The sequence below is a fragment of the Antrihabitans spumae genome (assembly GCF_043944905.1).
Taxonomy (GTDB): domain Bacteria; phylum Actinomycetota; class Actinomycetes; order Mycobacteriales; family Mycobacteriaceae; genus Antrihabitans; species Antrihabitans spumae.
The window spans coordinates 75690-90327 of record NZ_JBIMSN010000034.1 but is presented as its reverse complement, the minus strand read 5'-3'; the positions used below and the strand labels follow the sequence as shown (position 1 = coordinate 90327).

General features: G+C 64.3%; 12 protein-coding genes. 9 read left to right on the top strand and 3 right to left on the bottom strand.

Features of this window, described 5'->3' with window-relative positions; genetic code table 11:
- Nucleotides 1-31 precede the first annotated feature (31 nt).
- The 5 genes from ACHIRB_RS09185 (at nucleotide 32) to ACHIRB_RS09165 (ending at nucleotide 5855) form a co-directional block, all read left to right on the top strand.
- Nucleotides 32-1222 carry an AI-2E family transporter gene (locus ACHIRB_RS09185; protein WP_395124614.1) on the top strand — a complete coding sequence of 397 codons (1191 nt, stop codon included), beginning with the start codon at nucleotides 32-34 and terminating at the stop codon, nucleotides 1220-1222.
- Nucleotides 1206-2438 (top strand): MacS family sensor histidine kinase, encoded by a 1233-nt coding sequence (gene macS, locus ACHIRB_RS09180; RefSeq protein WP_395124613.1) that lies wholly within the window; start codon nucleotides 1206-1208, stop codon nucleotides 2436-2438. Before ACHIRB_RS09185 ends, macS begins: the two co-directional genes overlap by 17 nt.
- A 43-nt stretch (nucleotides 2439-2481) precedes the next feature.
- A complete protein-coding gene (locus tag ACHIRB_RS09175) occupies nucleotides 2482-3114 on the top strand; it encodes a response regulator (protein ID WP_395124630.1) in 633 nt (210 codons plus the stop codon).
- 16 nt (nucleotides 3115-3130) lie between these two features.
- On the top strand, nucleotides 3131-3778 hold the full coding sequence (locus ACHIRB_RS09170) for a DUF1707 SHOCT-like domain-containing protein (RefSeq protein WP_395124612.1): 648 nt from the start codon (nucleotides 3131-3133) through the stop codon (nucleotides 3776-3778).
- An 85-nt stretch (nucleotides 3779-3863) separates the two neighbouring features.
- Nucleotides 3864-5855, top strand: coding sequence for a DUF2339 domain-containing protein (locus ACHIRB_RS09165; protein WP_395124611.1), 1992 nt, complete (start codon nucleotides 3864-3866; stop codon nucleotides 5853-5855).
- Here ACHIRB_RS09165 and ACHIRB_RS09160 read toward each other — a convergent pair.
- From ACHIRB_RS09160 to trmB, 3 genes are read right to left on the bottom strand one after another with little or no spacing between them, the layout of a single operon-like run.
- Nucleotides 5821-8430 carry an MMPL family transporter gene (locus ACHIRB_RS09160; protein ID WP_395124610.1) on the bottom strand — a complete coding sequence of 870 codons (2610 nt, stop codon included), beginning with the start codon at nucleotides 8428-8430 and terminating at the stop codon, nucleotides 5821-5823. The genes ACHIRB_RS09165 and ACHIRB_RS09160 overlap by 35 nt on opposite strands.
- Nucleotides 8430-9161, bottom strand: a complete 732-nt coding sequence (locus ACHIRB_RS09155) for an NYN domain-containing protein (protein ID WP_395114399.1) — start codon at nucleotides 9159-9161, stop codon at nucleotides 8430-8432. The genes ACHIRB_RS09160 and ACHIRB_RS09155 overlap by 1 nt, the downstream gene beginning before the upstream one ends.
- Complete coding sequence (gene trmB, locus ACHIRB_RS09150) at nucleotides 9158-9883, bottom strand: tRNA (guanosine(46)-N7)-methyltransferase TrmB (RefSeq protein WP_395124609.1); 726 nt, start codon at nucleotides 9881-9883, stop codon at nucleotides 9158-9160. Before trmB ends, ACHIRB_RS09155 begins: the two co-directional genes overlap by 4 nt.
- A 248-nt stretch (nucleotides 9884-10131) precedes the next feature.
- Between trmB and ACHIRB_RS09145 the strand changes: the two genes are divergently transcribed.
- From ACHIRB_RS09145 to ACHIRB_RS09130, 4 genes are all read left to right on the top strand, one after another.
- Nucleotides 10132-11214, top strand: a complete 1083-nt coding sequence (locus tag ACHIRB_RS09145) for a hypothetical protein (RefSeq protein WP_395124608.1) — start codon at nucleotides 10132-10134, stop codon at nucleotides 11212-11214.
- Nucleotides 11207-12685 (top strand): hypothetical protein, encoded by a 1479-nt coding sequence (locus tag ACHIRB_RS09140; protein WP_395124607.1) that lies wholly within the window; start codon nucleotides 11207-11209, stop codon nucleotides 12683-12685. Before ACHIRB_RS09145 ends, ACHIRB_RS09140 begins: the two co-directional genes overlap by 8 nt.
- Before the next feature lie 49 nt (nucleotides 12686-12734).
- Complete coding sequence (locus tag ACHIRB_RS09135) at nucleotides 12735-13040, top strand: DUF6802 family protein (RefSeq protein ID WP_395124606.1); 306 nt, start codon at nucleotides 12735-12737, stop codon at nucleotides 13038-13040.
- A gap of 250 nt (nucleotides 13041-13290) precedes the next feature.
- Nucleotides 13291-14638 (top strand): phosphoenolpyruvate carboxykinase (GTP) (locus ACHIRB_RS09130; protein ID WP_395127673.1); only part of this gene is annotated, 1348 nt, incomplete at its 3' end.

The window sequence follows — 14638 nt, the reverse complement described above, 5'->3', positions numbered from 1 at the left end:
GGTGATGGTCTTTCCCGATAGGCTCGGCGCAATGAATGCCCAGGTACCCGCGTCAGAACCGGCTCCGAAATCGCATGCGGATTCGGTGCATCCGCTGGTTCGGGTAGGCGCCGAATGGACGTGGCGGTTGCTCGTTCTGTTCGCGGGACTGCTTGCGATCGGCTACATCGTCCAAGAGCTCGCGACGGTGATGATTCCGCTTGCGATCGCGCTCCTCGGGGCCGCGATGCTCGCACCGATGGTGAATTGGATGCAACGACAAGGGGTTCCGAGGTCCGCGGCTGTCGTTGTCGCCATCGTCGGTTCGATCAGTGTGCTCGCAGGCATTCTGACCTTCGTGGTCGAGCAGTTCATCGAAGGTCTGCCCCAGTTGGTCAGCCAGTTCTCGACGAGCATCCAGCAGGTCCAGAATTGGCTCACCGACGGGCCCCTGCACTTCAGCGAAGACCAGATCCGCAGCGGCGGCGATTCACTGCGCCAAGCGCTGGAGTCGAATCAGGATTCGCTGACCAGCGGCGCACTGACGACCGCGGCCGTCATCGGTGAAATCCTGACGGGTTCGTTGCTCGCATTGTTCATTCTGATCTTCTTCCTCTACGGCGGCGAACAGATCTGGGAGTTCGTGACGCGAATCGTGCCGACCGACTCGCGTCGCCGGGTTCGGGTCGCAGGTAGGCAGGGCTTCGGTTCCCTCGTCGGTTTCGTACGCGCGACGGTCGCTGTGGCGGCGGTCGATGCGATCGGTATCGGCGCGGGACTGGCAATACTCGGTGTGCCCCTTGCGCTGCCTTTGGCATCACTGGTGTTCATCGGCGCCTTCGTTCCGATCATCGGCGCTTTCGTCGCCGGTTTCGTCGCCGTCTTCATCGCCCTCGTGACCAAGGGCCTACTCACTGCTCTGATCACGTTCGGCATCATCGTCGCGGTGATGCAGTTGGAAGGCCATGTGCTGCAGCCGCTTCTGCTGGGTCGCGCGGTCCGGGTGCATCCGCTGGCCGTTGTTCTTGCGATCACCGCGGGCCTCGTCGTTGCGGGCATCGCAGGCGCGTTGTTCGCCGTTCCGCTCGTCGCCTTCTTGAACACCGCCATCAGGTCGCTGCTCGCCGACGAGCCCGACGAGGTTTTCGAGGAGCAGACTGCCGATATGGTGACAGGTCCATCGTTCGCGGCGACACCCGACGAGCCTGACAAGCCCGATAAACCCGATGAACCAGCAGGGTAGGGGTGAGCGCAGGCTGCACCGCGGGCGCGAGCGCCGCAAGCTGAACCTGCGCGCCGTTACGGGCGTGGAGGCCGATCCTGTTGCGCCACTCTGGCGAGCGTCGCAAGCGTTCCGGCTGCTCACCTTGGTTTACGCCGCGTCCTACCAGTTCAGCGTGGTCGACAACTATACGAATCAGCGTCTCGCCTGGTTCTTCTTCGCGTTGATGGCGGTGTGGACCGGAGTGTCTGCTCTCGCGTTGAGTATCGATTCGGTACCCCGCTGGTGGATCGTGGTCGCCGACCAGGTGATCGTCGCTGGGCTGATGCTTGCGACCAAGCTTGTCGCCGATCATGACTGGTACACAAGCAACCAGACGCTGCCGACGACGCTGTGGGGTGCCAACGCGGTGCTTTCCGCGGCAATCCTGTGCGGACCGTGGATCGGCGTGGTGTCGGGCCTCGCTGTCGCACTGCTGAGTCTCGGTGTGCAGGAACGCATCACCCTGGAACTGGGCGGTGACGCGACGGTACCGATGCTGGTCTCGGTAGGGCTGGCCATCGGGCTGGCATCGAGTGCGGCCACCCGTGCGCACGGGCAACTCGAGCGTGCTGTCCGGCTCGCCGCAGCCACCGAGGAACGCGAGCGACTTGCTCGTGAAGTCCACGACGGGGTGCTGCAGGTGCTCGCCTACGTGCAGCGACGCGGCGCCGAAATAGGCGGTCCGGCAGCAGAACTCGCTGCCAAGGCTGGTGAACAGGAAGTCGCCCTTCGGATGTTGATCTCGGAACAGGGCGCAGGCGCGGAGTCCGACGCGGGCGGTGGCGCCATCGATCTGTGTCCGCTGCTGCGATCGCAAGCGCGGCCGCTGGTTGCGGTGTCCACTCCTGCCGATCCGGTGCTTGTCGGACGCTTCATCGGTACCGAGTTGGCTGCTGCGGTTGCGACCGCACTGTCGAACGTCGAACTCCACGCCGGAGCCGGCGCGAAAGCGTATGTGCTGCTGGAGGATATGGGCAGCGAGATCATCCTCAGCGTCCGTGACGACGGCAGTGGGATCGCCGCCGGCCGGCTGGCGGAGGCCGAAGCCGAAGGGCGGCTCGGTGTTTCGAAATCGATCTGTGGGCGCGTCGAAGCGCTCGGTGGCACCGCCACGCTGGTGACCGAGCCGGGCGGCGGGACAGAATGGGAATTCACGGTGCCCCGAGAGACGACGGACATCGGCAAACATCGTTAGCGGAAGGGTGGCACACGTGGCTGAAGCGGATCAGGTGTTTGTGATGGTTGTCGACGATCATCCGATGTGGCGCGACGGAGTGTCCCGCGACCTCGAGGCTGCGGGGTTCACCGTCGTGGCGACAGCAGACGGCGTCGGCACGGCAAGCCGCCGAGCGGCTGCCGTGCAACCAGACGTCGTGCTCATGGATATGCAGCTCATCGACGGCAACGGCGCCGAGGCAACCGCGAAGGTGCTCGACGTGTCGCCGAACAGTCGCGTCCTTGTGCTTTCCGCGTCCGTCGAACGGGAGGACGTACTCGATGCGATCAAAGCCGGCGCGTCGGGTTATCTCGTCAAGAGCGCGTCGGCCACGGAGCTGATCGACGCCGTTCGCGCAACCGCGGCAGGTCAACCGGTGTTCACCCCTGGGCTGGCAGGTTTGGTGCTCGGGGAGTATCGGCGGATGGCGACGGCACCGGCCGACGAGCGCACACCCGAAGTTCCGGCCCTGACCGAGCGGGAGACGGAGGTGCTCCGGATGGTCGCAAAAGGCCTGAGTGCGAAGCAGATTGCGACGAGGCTGACGTTGAGTCACCGCACCGTCGAAAACCATGTACAGGCGACGTTGCGCAAGCTGCAGCTCGCCAACCGAGTCGAGCTGACGCGCTACGCAATCGAGCAAGGTCTCGAATAACACCTATTCTGGATTTATGGACGCCAGAGACTTGCGGGTATCGGACGCCGAACGCGAACACGTCGGGCGGATACTGCAGAGCGCGGTGGGGCAGGGCATGCTGTCGCTCGGCGAATTCACCGAACGAATGGACACCGCGCTTGCGGCGAAAACGCGCGCCGAGCTCAACATAGTGCTGGTCGATCTGCCTGGAGTGCGCCTGGTCGGTGCCGAGACAGCCAATCGTGGGTACACCGCCCCGCAACCGAACTCGGGTCCACAGCAGCCGCAGCCCGCGGTCGCGCACGGTGAACGCGACGTCGTCCGCGGCCGAATGTCGGGACTCTCGCGCAAAGGGCAGTGGCATGTGCCTGCGACGTTGTTCGTCAGCACCAAGATGTCGAGCGTGACCCTCGACTTCACCGAGGCAGTCGTCTCGACGCAGATCGTCGAGGTCATCGTCGACGATTTCGCCAGTAGCGTCTCCCTGATCGTTCCGCCCAACGCGACGGTGGACATGAACGGGCTCGACCTCGTCGGCGCGAGCGCGAACAACAAGGTCCGAACCGGTCCGCCGGTCGGCGCGCTGCACCTCGTTGTCCGGGGCCGAATGCGCTTCGGCTCGGTGACCGCCAAACATCCCTTCGGCACCGGCTGGCGACGCCTGCTCGGTCAGTCGGACTGATTACCCGCAGTTCAGGTCCAATTCCCTACCCACCCTGAGTAGGGATACTCATCTGCTCGAGCGGTCGATGGACGAGTCTTGTGTTATGACATCACCTCGGTCGCCTTTCGTCGATCCGCAACTCGTCACGCGGCTGTCCGACGATTTCGCATCCCTCGGCGCGCAACTCGGCCACGTCGGCCGAAATCTGGCGATACTGCGGACGCAGTTGGACGCGGCAACAATGCCGGCCCCGCTTGCCCCGCCCCAGCCTGCGCAGCCCCAGCCTGCGCCACCAAGCTTCGCGCCACCGCCTGCGCCACCAAGCTTCGCGCCGCCGCCGCAGCAACAACCTCCGCCGCAGCAACAACAACCCGCGCCCCAGTACCGGCCACCGCAACCGCTGCCGCAGTATCGGCCGCAGCAACCACCGCCCCAGCAGTATTGGTCACCGGGCGCGCAGCAGTCACCCGCGCGGGCTGTACCTCGTCCACAGCTCCCGCCGCGTACGCCGTGGTGGCAGCGCGACGGCGTGATCAGCAAGTTGCTCGCTGTCGCGGGTGCAGGCGTCACGCTGATCGGCGTGGTCATGCTGCTTGTGATCGCCGCGCAGGCAGGCTTCTTCGGACCGGTCGCTCGTGTCACAGCGGGAGCGGCGCTGTCCATCGTGCTGGTCGGAATCGGAGCGCGTGTCTTCGGGCGAACCGGCGGCCGGGTCGGCGGCATCGCCTTGGCCGCAACGGGTATCGCAGGTGCGTACCTCGACGTGATGGCGGTGACCTCGATCTACGGTTGGCTCGTTCCGCCGCTCGGGCTGCTCGTCGCGCTCGGGGTCGGGGCCTTCGGTGTTGCGCTTGCGGCTAAATGGCAGTCGCAGTCGTTGGCGCTGCTCGTCGTCGTCGGAGTTGCCGTGCTTGCGCCGATCGTCACCGACGGAATCACACTCGTTCTCATCGGATTCCTCATCGTCATCCAGATCGCCTGCTATCCAGTGCAATTGGTTCGTCCGTGGCCCTATCTCGAAGCGGCACGCACCATTCCGGTGGTACTCGCCCTGTTGCTCGCCATCGCACTGAGCGTCGTCGACTCCGATTCGAGCAACGAGTACTGGCTGCTCGCGTCGAGCATCGTCGTCGCACTGGTCGGCATCGCAGCAGTCGTCCCTTACAGTCGCCGCAGCGTCGACGTTCTTGGTAGCGCGATGTTCGCAACAGCCGCACTGCCGCTGCTGTTCACGAGCGCCCTGTTCGACCGTCCCATCGTCGTGGCGATCGAAGCGCCGTTCGCCGCTGTGCTTCTGCTCATTGCTGCGCTGCCGATGTTCGCCGCGCACACCAGGATTGCCGCAGTCACGGTCGCCGTACTCGCCCTGCTGCAGACCACGTTCGCGGCAACCGATCGCAACACGCTCGCGATCGCGCTCCTTGTCGTTGCCGCCGGATTCATCGCGGCATCGGATCGGCTGCGGTCGAAGGTCGCCTACGGGATCGGCTTCGGCTTCACCGTCGTCGCCGGTCTCGCCTATCTCGCACAGGCCTCACCCGACAGCGTCGCGTCGGCGAGCCGTGCGGTCGAGAATCTGGGCAGCTCGGTTGTCCTCGCGGGCGCCGCTGCCATTGCAGTTCTCGTCTTGGTGGTGTGGGTGGGTCAACGTTCCGGCATCGTGGCGAAGTCCACTGTCGAGCCGGTGACCTTCATCGCCGGGCTCGCTGGTCTCTATGCGATGACCACAGCAACCGTCGCAGCCGGCGTCGCGATTGCAGGCAGAGACGGGTTCATCGGCGGACACTGCGTCGCAACGATCACCTGGATGATCGTCGCAACACTCGTCCTGATGCGCGGACTGCGGGTTCGCAGCAACGCACACCTCACGCTGCTGTGTGGGCTTGCGCTGTGCGCGGCCGCGATTGCGAAGCTGTTCCTCTTCGACCTGGCAACCCTCGACGGCCTGTTCCGAGTCTCGGCCTTCATTGCGGTCGGGCTGCTACTGCTGGTCGCAGGCACCAAGTACGCACGGGCCTTCGCGGAGCGCGAAAGCGCGGCCGAACTGGCCGAGCAACAGGCTAGTGACGGTTCTCCCGCTCCAGCAGCTCGCTGACACTGACGGCTGGATGGTCGGCACTGCGACGGTGCCGGCCAGTGTCGTCGTCGAGGTCGTCGCTCGGCGGATCCGCCGCAGGCGGGGTGCTCGCGCCGTTGTCGCCCATGCTCGCGGGAGGTCGCTGCGGCCGATCGGAGAGCGGTCCAGCGGAACCCGATTGCGTCGGACGCGGTGTGGAACCACGCAGATCGGCGAGCCAACTCTCGATACCGCTCGAATTACGGTCCGCCGGTGGTGGTGTCGGCTTCTGCACGCGGGGCTGTGGCCGCACCGCACGGACCGGCGGCGTCGCCGAGATGCGCGGTAGCGGTTCGGTCAGCGGTTCCGGAGCCGCAGCTTGATGATGATGCGTCGCGCGCCCGACGGGATGTGGTGCCGCAGCGGGACCGACGTCGGGCACATCGTGCGGAATGTTCTGCTCGTGCAGCAGCGGTTCGCCGAGGCCGAGCTTCTCCTGAATGCGTTTCATCCACGCAGGAGCCCACCAGCAGTCGTCACCGAGCAGTTTCATGGTCGCCGGGACAAGGAACATCCGGATCAGAGTGGCGTCGATGATCAGCGCAGCGATCATGCCGTAGGCGATGTACTGCATCATCACCAGATCGGAGAAGCCGAACGCGCCGGTGACGACGATCAGGATCAACGCGGCGGCCGTGATGATTCGGCCCGTGTGCGCGGTACCGATGCGGACCGCCTCGGTAGTGCTTGCCCCCATCGCACGCGCTTCGACCATTCGCGAGAGCAGGAAAACTTCGTAGTCCGTCGACAGGCCGTAGATGACGGCGATGATCAGCACAAGGACTGGCGAACTCACCGGCCCCGGCGTGAAGTTCAAGATTCCTGAGCCATGACCGTCGACGAAGATCCAGGTCAGAATGCCGAGTGTCGACCCGAGACCGAGCGCGCTCATCAACGCGGCCTTGATCGGCAACACCAACGACCCGAACGTCAAGAACATCAACAGGGTCGTCGACAAAACGACAAGGATGATCATCAGTGGCATTCGATCGAGCAGCGCTGTGACACTGTCCGCCTCGATCGCCGGGGTGCCGGTTACACCGACCTTCACGCCGTCGGGAACGTCCATACTGCGCAGATAGTCGATCGCAGGGGTCGCGACGTTGCGGTCCTCGAGCCCTGCCTCGGACCTGAAGACGTTGTCCTTGGCCGGCGACAGCGGATTCAGCGTGAACTTCTGCACCAACCCGGGCGCATTGCTGGCTTCCTTGAGAATGTCCGTGACCTGAGTGCTGTTCGCACCGGTGATGACCAGTTTGATCGGCTCGGTACGCAGGTTGGGGAACAGCGAGTCGAACTGCTGCTGCGCGACGCGTGTCTCGTTGTCCGGTGGCAGATACTTCTCGCTGATGCCGCCGAACTTGATGGCATTCACCGGAATGATCAGCAGCAGCAGGCCGATGACGATCGGGATCGCGACCTTCAGCGGGTGCTTCATCACGAATCGGGTCAGGCGTCCCCAGAAGCTCGCCTCGACCTCTTCGGCCGTCTTGGTCTTGCGGAAACGCTTGAGGCCGAACGCGTCTACTCGTGGCCCGAGGATGCCGAGAATGCCAGGTAGGACCGTGATCGCAGCGAGTGCAGCCAAGCTGACGGTGGCGATGGCACCGTAGGCGACGGACTTGAGGAAGCCCTGCGGGAACAGCAGCAGACCGGCAAGGCTGGCGACGATCATCGTCGCGGAGAACACAACTGTTCGCCCTGCCGTCATCACCGACCGTCTGACGGCGTCCTCGGTGCTGTAACCCTCGGCAAGTTCCTCACGAAAGCGGCTGACTATGAATAGTCCGTAGTCGATCGCCAGACCCAGTCCGATGAGCGAGACGACGGGTGAGACAAAGGCGTTGACCTCGGTGAACATCGTGATGACGCGGACGACGCCCCACGCACCGACAACGGTGAGGCCGCCGACGATCAGCGGGAGTGCTGCCGCGACGATGCCGCCGAAGATGAAGAAGAGCAGGACACCGACAACAGGAATTGCGAGCAGTTCCATGCGGTGGATGTCGTTCTGCATCGTGTCGTTGATCGTTCCGAACACCGGCTGCAGACCGGCGAGTTGGACGTCGACGCCGTCGATGTAGAAGTTGCTCTTGACCTTCTGGAAGTTCTGCGTCAGTTCGGTGTCGGTATTGCCGACGATGCCGATGCTGGCGACCGCATGCTGCTTCTCTTTGTCGGCCGCGAGCGGGTTGTTGATCGCACCCTCGACCGGGTAGTACGAGACGTTGACCTTGAGAATCTGGTCGGGATGGTCTTTGACCAGGCTGTTCAGATTGTTTTGGATGGCCTGTGCGAACTGCGGATCGTCGATCGTCTTGCCAGGCGGTGCCGTGTAGAGCGCGAGGACGTCGGAATTGTGATCACGTCCGTAGGTCTTGTCCAGAAGTTGAGCCGCCGCAACAGAATCCGACCCAGGATCGTCGAAACCGCTCTGACTCAGATGATCTTCGAGACCGAGGCCGTAGGCGCCGAGCCCTAGCAGGACCGCGACCATCAGACCGATGACGGTGTACCGAAGCTTGTAGACCAAGCGGCCCCAACCGGCGAACACTATGAAACTCCTGAACGTGACGCCAACAGAGCGGACAGCGGCCGGAACGGCTGCAGCCACGCGCCCTCGTCGGGCAGCGAATCGAGGCTTACGCGTGGAAGCGGCTCGCGGAATACGCCTGGGATGTCTTCGAGATCGATGAATTCGAGGATGTCGGATGCGACAGCCCAACTGGCATGCTCACGGAATCCGAGCACCTGAACGGGAACGCCGGTCGCGGCGATTGCTTCGAGCGGCTCGCGAAAAGCCTGGCCGTCGGCAGAGGCGACCATGATTCCGGCGAGACCGTTGTCGCGGGCACGCAACTCGATGTGGGCGAGCATGTCGGAGTCGACATCGGAATCTTCGTCGATCTTGGGTTTTGCGAAGACAGCGAAACCGACGTTGCGCAACGCCTCGACCCATGGCCGGACGACATCGGCACTGCCGGTGGCGATATTGGTGAAAACTGTTGCTTCCGGTTCGAGCGATGCGCTCTTACCGTTGGAAAGATCTGCTGTTCTGCCGAGCAGCCAGCGACCGAGGGCGTCGAATCTGGGTCGGTATGCGGCGGTCGGTCGGCCACCGAGGATCGCACCGAGGCCCATATCGAGGTTGGGAGCGTCCCAGACGAGCAGAACCCGTCGGACAGTGCGGTTGGTCCGGGGCAGTTCGCCCGGCAGGCCACCCTCTGCACCCAGGACATCTGCGACTCCAAGGACGGGGTCCGGCGGCGCTTCGCTGATGCTCATGACCTGATCTTCCCCCATATCAGCTCGGTGATGGAGCTTCCAACGCGATGAGCTCTGCTTTCGAACTTCGTCACAGGGCGCTCGTGTGTCATGGGCGAATCCCAATCGAGTGCGCTGAGATGGGGATCAGCATTGCCTACCGAGGCGATGTATTCGGCGTATTCCGCATGGTCGGTTGCGACATGTAACACTCCGCCGGCCTGCAGCCTGTTCGCGATCAGTGCGACGGTCGGCGGTTGCAGCAGTCGTCGTTTGTGATGACGGGCCTTCGGCCAGGGATCGGGGAAGAAGACTCGAACGCCGGTAAGGGAATCGGGGGCAAGCATGTTTTCGAGAACGTCGACGGCGTCGCCGCGGAGCAAACGGATGTTGGGGATGTCCTCGCGCTCGATCTGCTGGACGAGTTGCGCGAGCCCGGGCCGATAGACCTCGATGGCAACGAGGTTGACGTGGGGTTCTGCCCTTGCCATTGCCGCAGTTGCGGTGCCTGTACCCGATCCGATTTCGATGATCAGCGGTGCGTCGCGACCGAACCAGGCAGCGACGTCGACAGGTTCGTCACCGACATCGCGGCCGATCTGCGGCCACATTCGGTCCCAACTCTGCTGCTGAGTCTCGGTCAGCGCGCCGCGGCGCGACCGAAAACTGGTCACTCGAGGGTGCAGCCGTGAGCCCCGCGTCGCGATCTGTTCGGCGTCGTTCACTCGACCATTGTCACGCATAAACCGCTGCTGTGACACAAGGGTCTGAAGTTGTTATTGGGACGTTTCAGATCAGATCGACCAGTTCGTCCGCCTCACGCTGGGCAAAAGCGGCGTTTCGACGTGAAACCGACGGCCTGTCCAGCCGTCGTCGTCGCTGTGATGTTCCTCCCAGCAAGCCTGTCGCCGTCCAGGTGAGCAGGCAAATGCACACGTTTCCTCGACTTCTGGGAGGATTCCGCAGAACGCGGGTGCTTTGGGGGGAACGTTTGTCCGGCTACAGCTTGTCCGGCTACAGCTTGTCCGATGTCGGCCTGCCCGACCACGGGCCGTCGAACGACGGGCTCGATCGGCTCGTCGAGCGGGTCCAGCGCGTCGACGCATCGGTTGCGGATCAACTCAGCGAGTCGGTCGCTCGGTATCAACGACCGCTGACAGTGCAGGTTGCCGGTCGTGCGGGCACGGGACGATCGAGCGTGATCCGAGCTCTGCTCGCCGGACGGGCAGAGCCGTTCGGGTTCGACCCCGTCGAGTCGGACCCTGTCGACAGCCCCGCGACACCCGATCCGACGCTGGACGGCGATTTGGTCCTCTATGTCCTTGCTGCCTCGATGCATCCTGCGGATCGAGCCGCCGTCCGAGCGATTCCGGTCGGCCACGGCCTCGTCGTCCTGAACAAAGCCGATGCGGTCGGCGCGTCCTTGGCAACAGTGTTGGCACGTGAGAACGAATGCACCGATGCGCTCGGTGTGCGAACACTTCCGCTCGTAGCAATCACCGCTGCGAGCAGTGCCGTCACACCAGCGGAACTCGCGATGCTCAGAAATTGTGCAGACGGCGATCCGGCGCTGCTCGAGCGCTGGGGAACCTTCGGAGTTGGCATCGCGATCGATGTGTTGCGCAGGAACCCGCAGACCAGCGCTCGGACGCTGACGCAGATTCTCGCCGCTGCGAGTGGTGCGAGCGGTCTGCAGACGGCATTCGAGCGGCAACGTCGACAAGCTCAGGCGTTACGTGGGGCGAGGCTGATCGACGACCTCGAACGGCTCGCGACTCGTGCGTTGGAGGGCGCGGCTCGCGACGAGATCGAGCACTTTCTGCGATCCGATGTTGCCGCGCAGATCGGGCTCGTCGGAGCCTGGGCCTCGCCGGGTATCGCGGCTGTTGTCGGTGAGCACGAACTCGCCGATCCCGTCGACGACGAGCAGGCCTTGCAGCTCGCCCGGTGGTGGCGTGGCTTCGCCGACGCCGGCGACACCCGCAGCGATCCGACCGGGGCAGGCAAGCGCGCGGCGTTGCGGATCCACCACGGTTACGTGCGGTCGTGGGCGAGGGCGGTGCGCGATGACTGATCGGAGTCCGAAGCTCGACGAACTCGTTTCCCCGGCCGTCGAAGCAGTGTTGCAACGCTGGCATCCGATAGGCGTCGATCAGCTCGTCGCGATCAGACATACCTCCGCAACAGACGGTCGCGTCGCAGTCGTCGGAGACGTCGACGGTGTGTTGCACGACGAACTCGCCAAGGCCGACCCCGGATTGCGGTTCGTCGATTCGCCGGAGGCGGCGTCGGTGCTCGTCGTTCGCTTCGACGCTGCCGCGCCGATCGGCCGTACCGAACTCGAACTTGTCACACGGTCGAGTGCCGCCGGGCAGCCGGTCGTGTTCGCGTTGACCGGAATCGACGCACACGCGGATTGGCGGATCGTTCGCGATCGCAATATCAGGCTTCTGGGGGCGCACACCGCACGCTTCGGCGATGCCCGAATCTGGCCGGTGGGTGGCGAATCCGCGCCGACAGATCTGGTGCGCGAGCTCGGCGGCGTGCTCGGAGCCGATCCTGCGTCGGCGCGTGCGCTGCAACTGCGGCACGCGACTACTGCCGTTGTTGGCGAGGCCCGACGTCGTATCGCCACGAAGGCTGCCGACCTCCGCGCATCGACGGAGGCGGCAGCGCTGCGGAACGAGCGAACCGCGCTAGTCGCACGTCGTGACGGTGGCCGTGTCGAGTCGATGGCGATACTGCGCAGCCAGATCCAGTTGGCGCGGCACGAACTGCTGCACGAGGTCGGTAATCGGGTGAGGTCGGTCAACGTCGGCGCGCGAACCGAGATCGAGCGTGCGGACCGCACCGAGGTGGCGGAATTTCCCGGGCGACTCGACAGCATCGTCACTTCGGTCGTCGCGCAGACGGACGAGTCCGTAGTGGCCAGGGTCGGTGCCGTGCAGAGCGCAGTACTCGGCAGACTCGAACCGACAGGCGTATCGGGAGACGCGTCGAGCTACGGGCTGCGATTGCCATCCGCGCCCGACCTCGGTGCCGGACCCGAGCCTCGTCGGCACGGGATCGAAGACAGAATGATGGTCCTGGTCGGCGCATCGGCAGGGTTCGGGATAGGCAGGTTGGCCGTCGCACCGCTGTCGATCGTCCCGGCTCTCGACATCGCGAGCATTCCGATCACGCTGCTGCTCGGCGGGTTCGCCGCCTGGTGGCTCACGAGGTCACGCAGCCTGGTCGCCGATCGTGCGCATCTGCGGCAATGGACAGCCGACGTGCTTGTCACGCTCAAATCTGCGCTCGAACAACGGGTCGTCGGTGCAGTCGTCGGTGCGGAGGCCGACCTCGCCGATCGTGTGGTGCGGGACAGTTCGGCGCGGCAGATCCTCATCGACCAGGAGGTTGCGCGGATCGACGCCGAAATACGGCAGCTCAACGCACGAACGACGGCTCAACTCGCCTCGTGTGAGCGGGATCTGGACGTTCTCGGTGCACAGCCTCCAGCCGAGATGGAACCGCGACGGGTCGGCGTGCGTCGAACAGTGTGAGCCGACCTTTGTGAGCCGTTCTTTGGGAGCCGACCGTGGGAGCACACTGATGATCGAGTCGAACGAGTTTCCGGGAATTCCGGAGCTGACGGATGCGTCGACCCCGTTGGAGAACTTGGGTGCGGTCGAACTCGACACTCCGGGCCACGACATCGATGCCGACGGCACCCTCGATACGGGGACGTTTCACACCGACGATGCCCTCGTCGTAGCGACCGATACCGATCTCGACGGCTTCGCCGATCACCTCACCATCGTCGACACCGACGGGGACTTCGCGGCGTGGGAGTTTCACCACTCTGAGGACGGCGAGACGCACTGGAAACGCACTGATAACGGTAAACTGGGCGAATAATTTTCGCCGGTGCAAACCGGTCGGCGTGGCGTTGAAACAAAAGGTCGAGAATCGGACACGACCCGATTCTGCGGTTGGCGTAGCACACGTTAACCTCTAGGGCTAGGAACCCCGGCCCCGTGCAGGACCGCTTCACGAAGTTTGTAAGAGCGGACGAAACGGGTAGCCCCCCGCCGACAGGGGGAAACTGGGGATGCGGTGCCAGCCAGCGCCGAAGCTCCGGTTCCGGCCCCACCTCAGGGAGAGTTTGATGACCTCAGCGACCATTCCAGGTGTCGACGGCCCAACGGGCGGAGCTTCAGCCCAGCCTCCTACTCAGCACAAAGAGCTGCTGGCGTGGGTCCAGGAGATCGCCGAGCTCACCCAACCCGCACGCGTCGTATTCGCAGATGGTTCCGAAGAAGAATGGGACCGGCTGACGGCCCAGCTCGTCGAGGCAGGCACCTTCAAGCAGCTCAATCCTGACAAGAAGCCGAACTCGTTCCTCGCGTTGTCGGATCCGACGGACGTCGCTCGTGTCGAGTCGCGCACCTACATCTGTTCGCGCACTCCCGAGGGCGCAGGCCCGACGAACAACTGGATCGATCCCACCGAGATGCGCGCGACCATGTCGGAGCTGTACCGCGGTTCGATGCGCGGTCGCACGATGTGGGTCGTCCCGTTCTGCATGGGCCCGCTCGGTGCGGAGGACCCGAAGCTCGGTGTCGAGATCACCGACTCCGAGTACGTGGTCGTCTCGATGAAGGTCATGACCCGCATGGGTGCTGCGGCACTCGAGAAGCTCGGCACAGACAAGCCGTTCGTCAAGGCATTGCACTCGGTCGGCGCGCCTCTCGAAGACGGTCAGGCTGACGTGCCCTGGCCATGCAACTCGACTAAATACATCACCCACTTCCCGGAAGACCGCGAAATCTGGAGCTTCGGCTCGGGCTACGGCGGCAACGCGTTGCTCGGCAAGAAGTGCTACTCGCTGCGTATCGCGTCGGCGATGGCCCACGACGAGGGCTGGCTCGCCGAGCACATGCTGATCCTGAAGCTGATCTCGCCGGAGAACAAGTCGTTCTACGTCGCGGCCGCGTTCCCGAGCGCGTGTGGCAAGACCAACCTCGCCATGATCCAGCCGACCGTTCCCGGCTGGCGTGCGGAAACCCTCGGCGACGACATCGCCTGGATGCGGTTCGGTGACGACGGCCAGCTCTACGCCGTCAACCCCGAGTTCGGCTTCTTCGGCGTTGCCCCCGGCACCAACTGGTCGTCGAATCCGAACGCGATGAAGACCGTCGAAGGCGGCAACACCGTCTACACCAACGTTGCTCTCACCGACGACGGCGACGTCTGGTGGGAAGGTCTCGAAGGCGACCCCGATCACCTGATCGACTGGAAGGGCCACGACTGGGATCGCGAGTCGGAGGAAAAGGCAGCGCATCCGAACTCGCGCTACTGCACCCCGATGTCGCAGTGCCCGACCTTGGCTCCCGAATGGGACGACCCGAAGGGTGTGCCGATCTCGGCAATTCTGTTCGGTGGACGTCGCAAGTCGACGGTCCCGCTGGTGACCGAGTCCTTCGACTGGCAGCACGGTGTGTTCATGGGCGCGA

Bases quoted from the DNA above. Each gene is read 5' to 3' on its own strand.
- ACHIRB_RS09185 (WP_395124614.1), top strand. From the start codon at position 32: ATGAATGCCCAGGTACCCGCGTCAGAACCGGCTCCGAAATCGCATGCG.
- macS (WP_395124613.1), top strand. From the start codon at position 1,206: ATGAACCAGCAGGGTAGGGGTGAGCGCAGGCTGCACCGCGGGCGCGAG.
- ACHIRB_RS09175 (WP_395124630.1), top strand. From the start codon at position 2,482: ATGGTTGTCGACGATCATCCGATGTGGCGCGACGGAGTGTCCCGCGAC.
- ACHIRB_RS09170 (WP_395124612.1), top strand. From the start codon at position 3,131: ATGGACGCCAGAGACTTGCGGGTATCGGACGCCGAACGCGAACACGTC.
- ACHIRB_RS09165 (WP_395124611.1), top strand. From the start codon at position 3,864: ATGACATCACCTCGGTCGCCTTTCGTCGATCCGCAACTCGTCACGCGG.
- ACHIRB_RS09155 (WP_395114399.1), bottom strand. From the start codon at position 9,161: ATGAGCATCAGCGAAGCGCCGCCGGACCCCGTCCTTGGAGTCGCAGAT.
- trmB (WP_395124609.1), bottom strand. From the start codon at position 9,883: ATGCGTGACAATGGTCGAGTGAACGACGCCGAACAGATCGCGACGCGG.
- ACHIRB_RS09140 (WP_395124607.1), top strand. From the start codon at position 11,207: ATGACTGATCGGAGTCCGAAGCTCGACGAACTCGTTTCCCCGGCCGTC.
- ACHIRB_RS09135 (WP_395124606.1), top strand. From the start codon at position 12,735: ATGATCGAGTCGAACGAGTTTCCGGGAATTCCGGAGCTGACGGATGCG.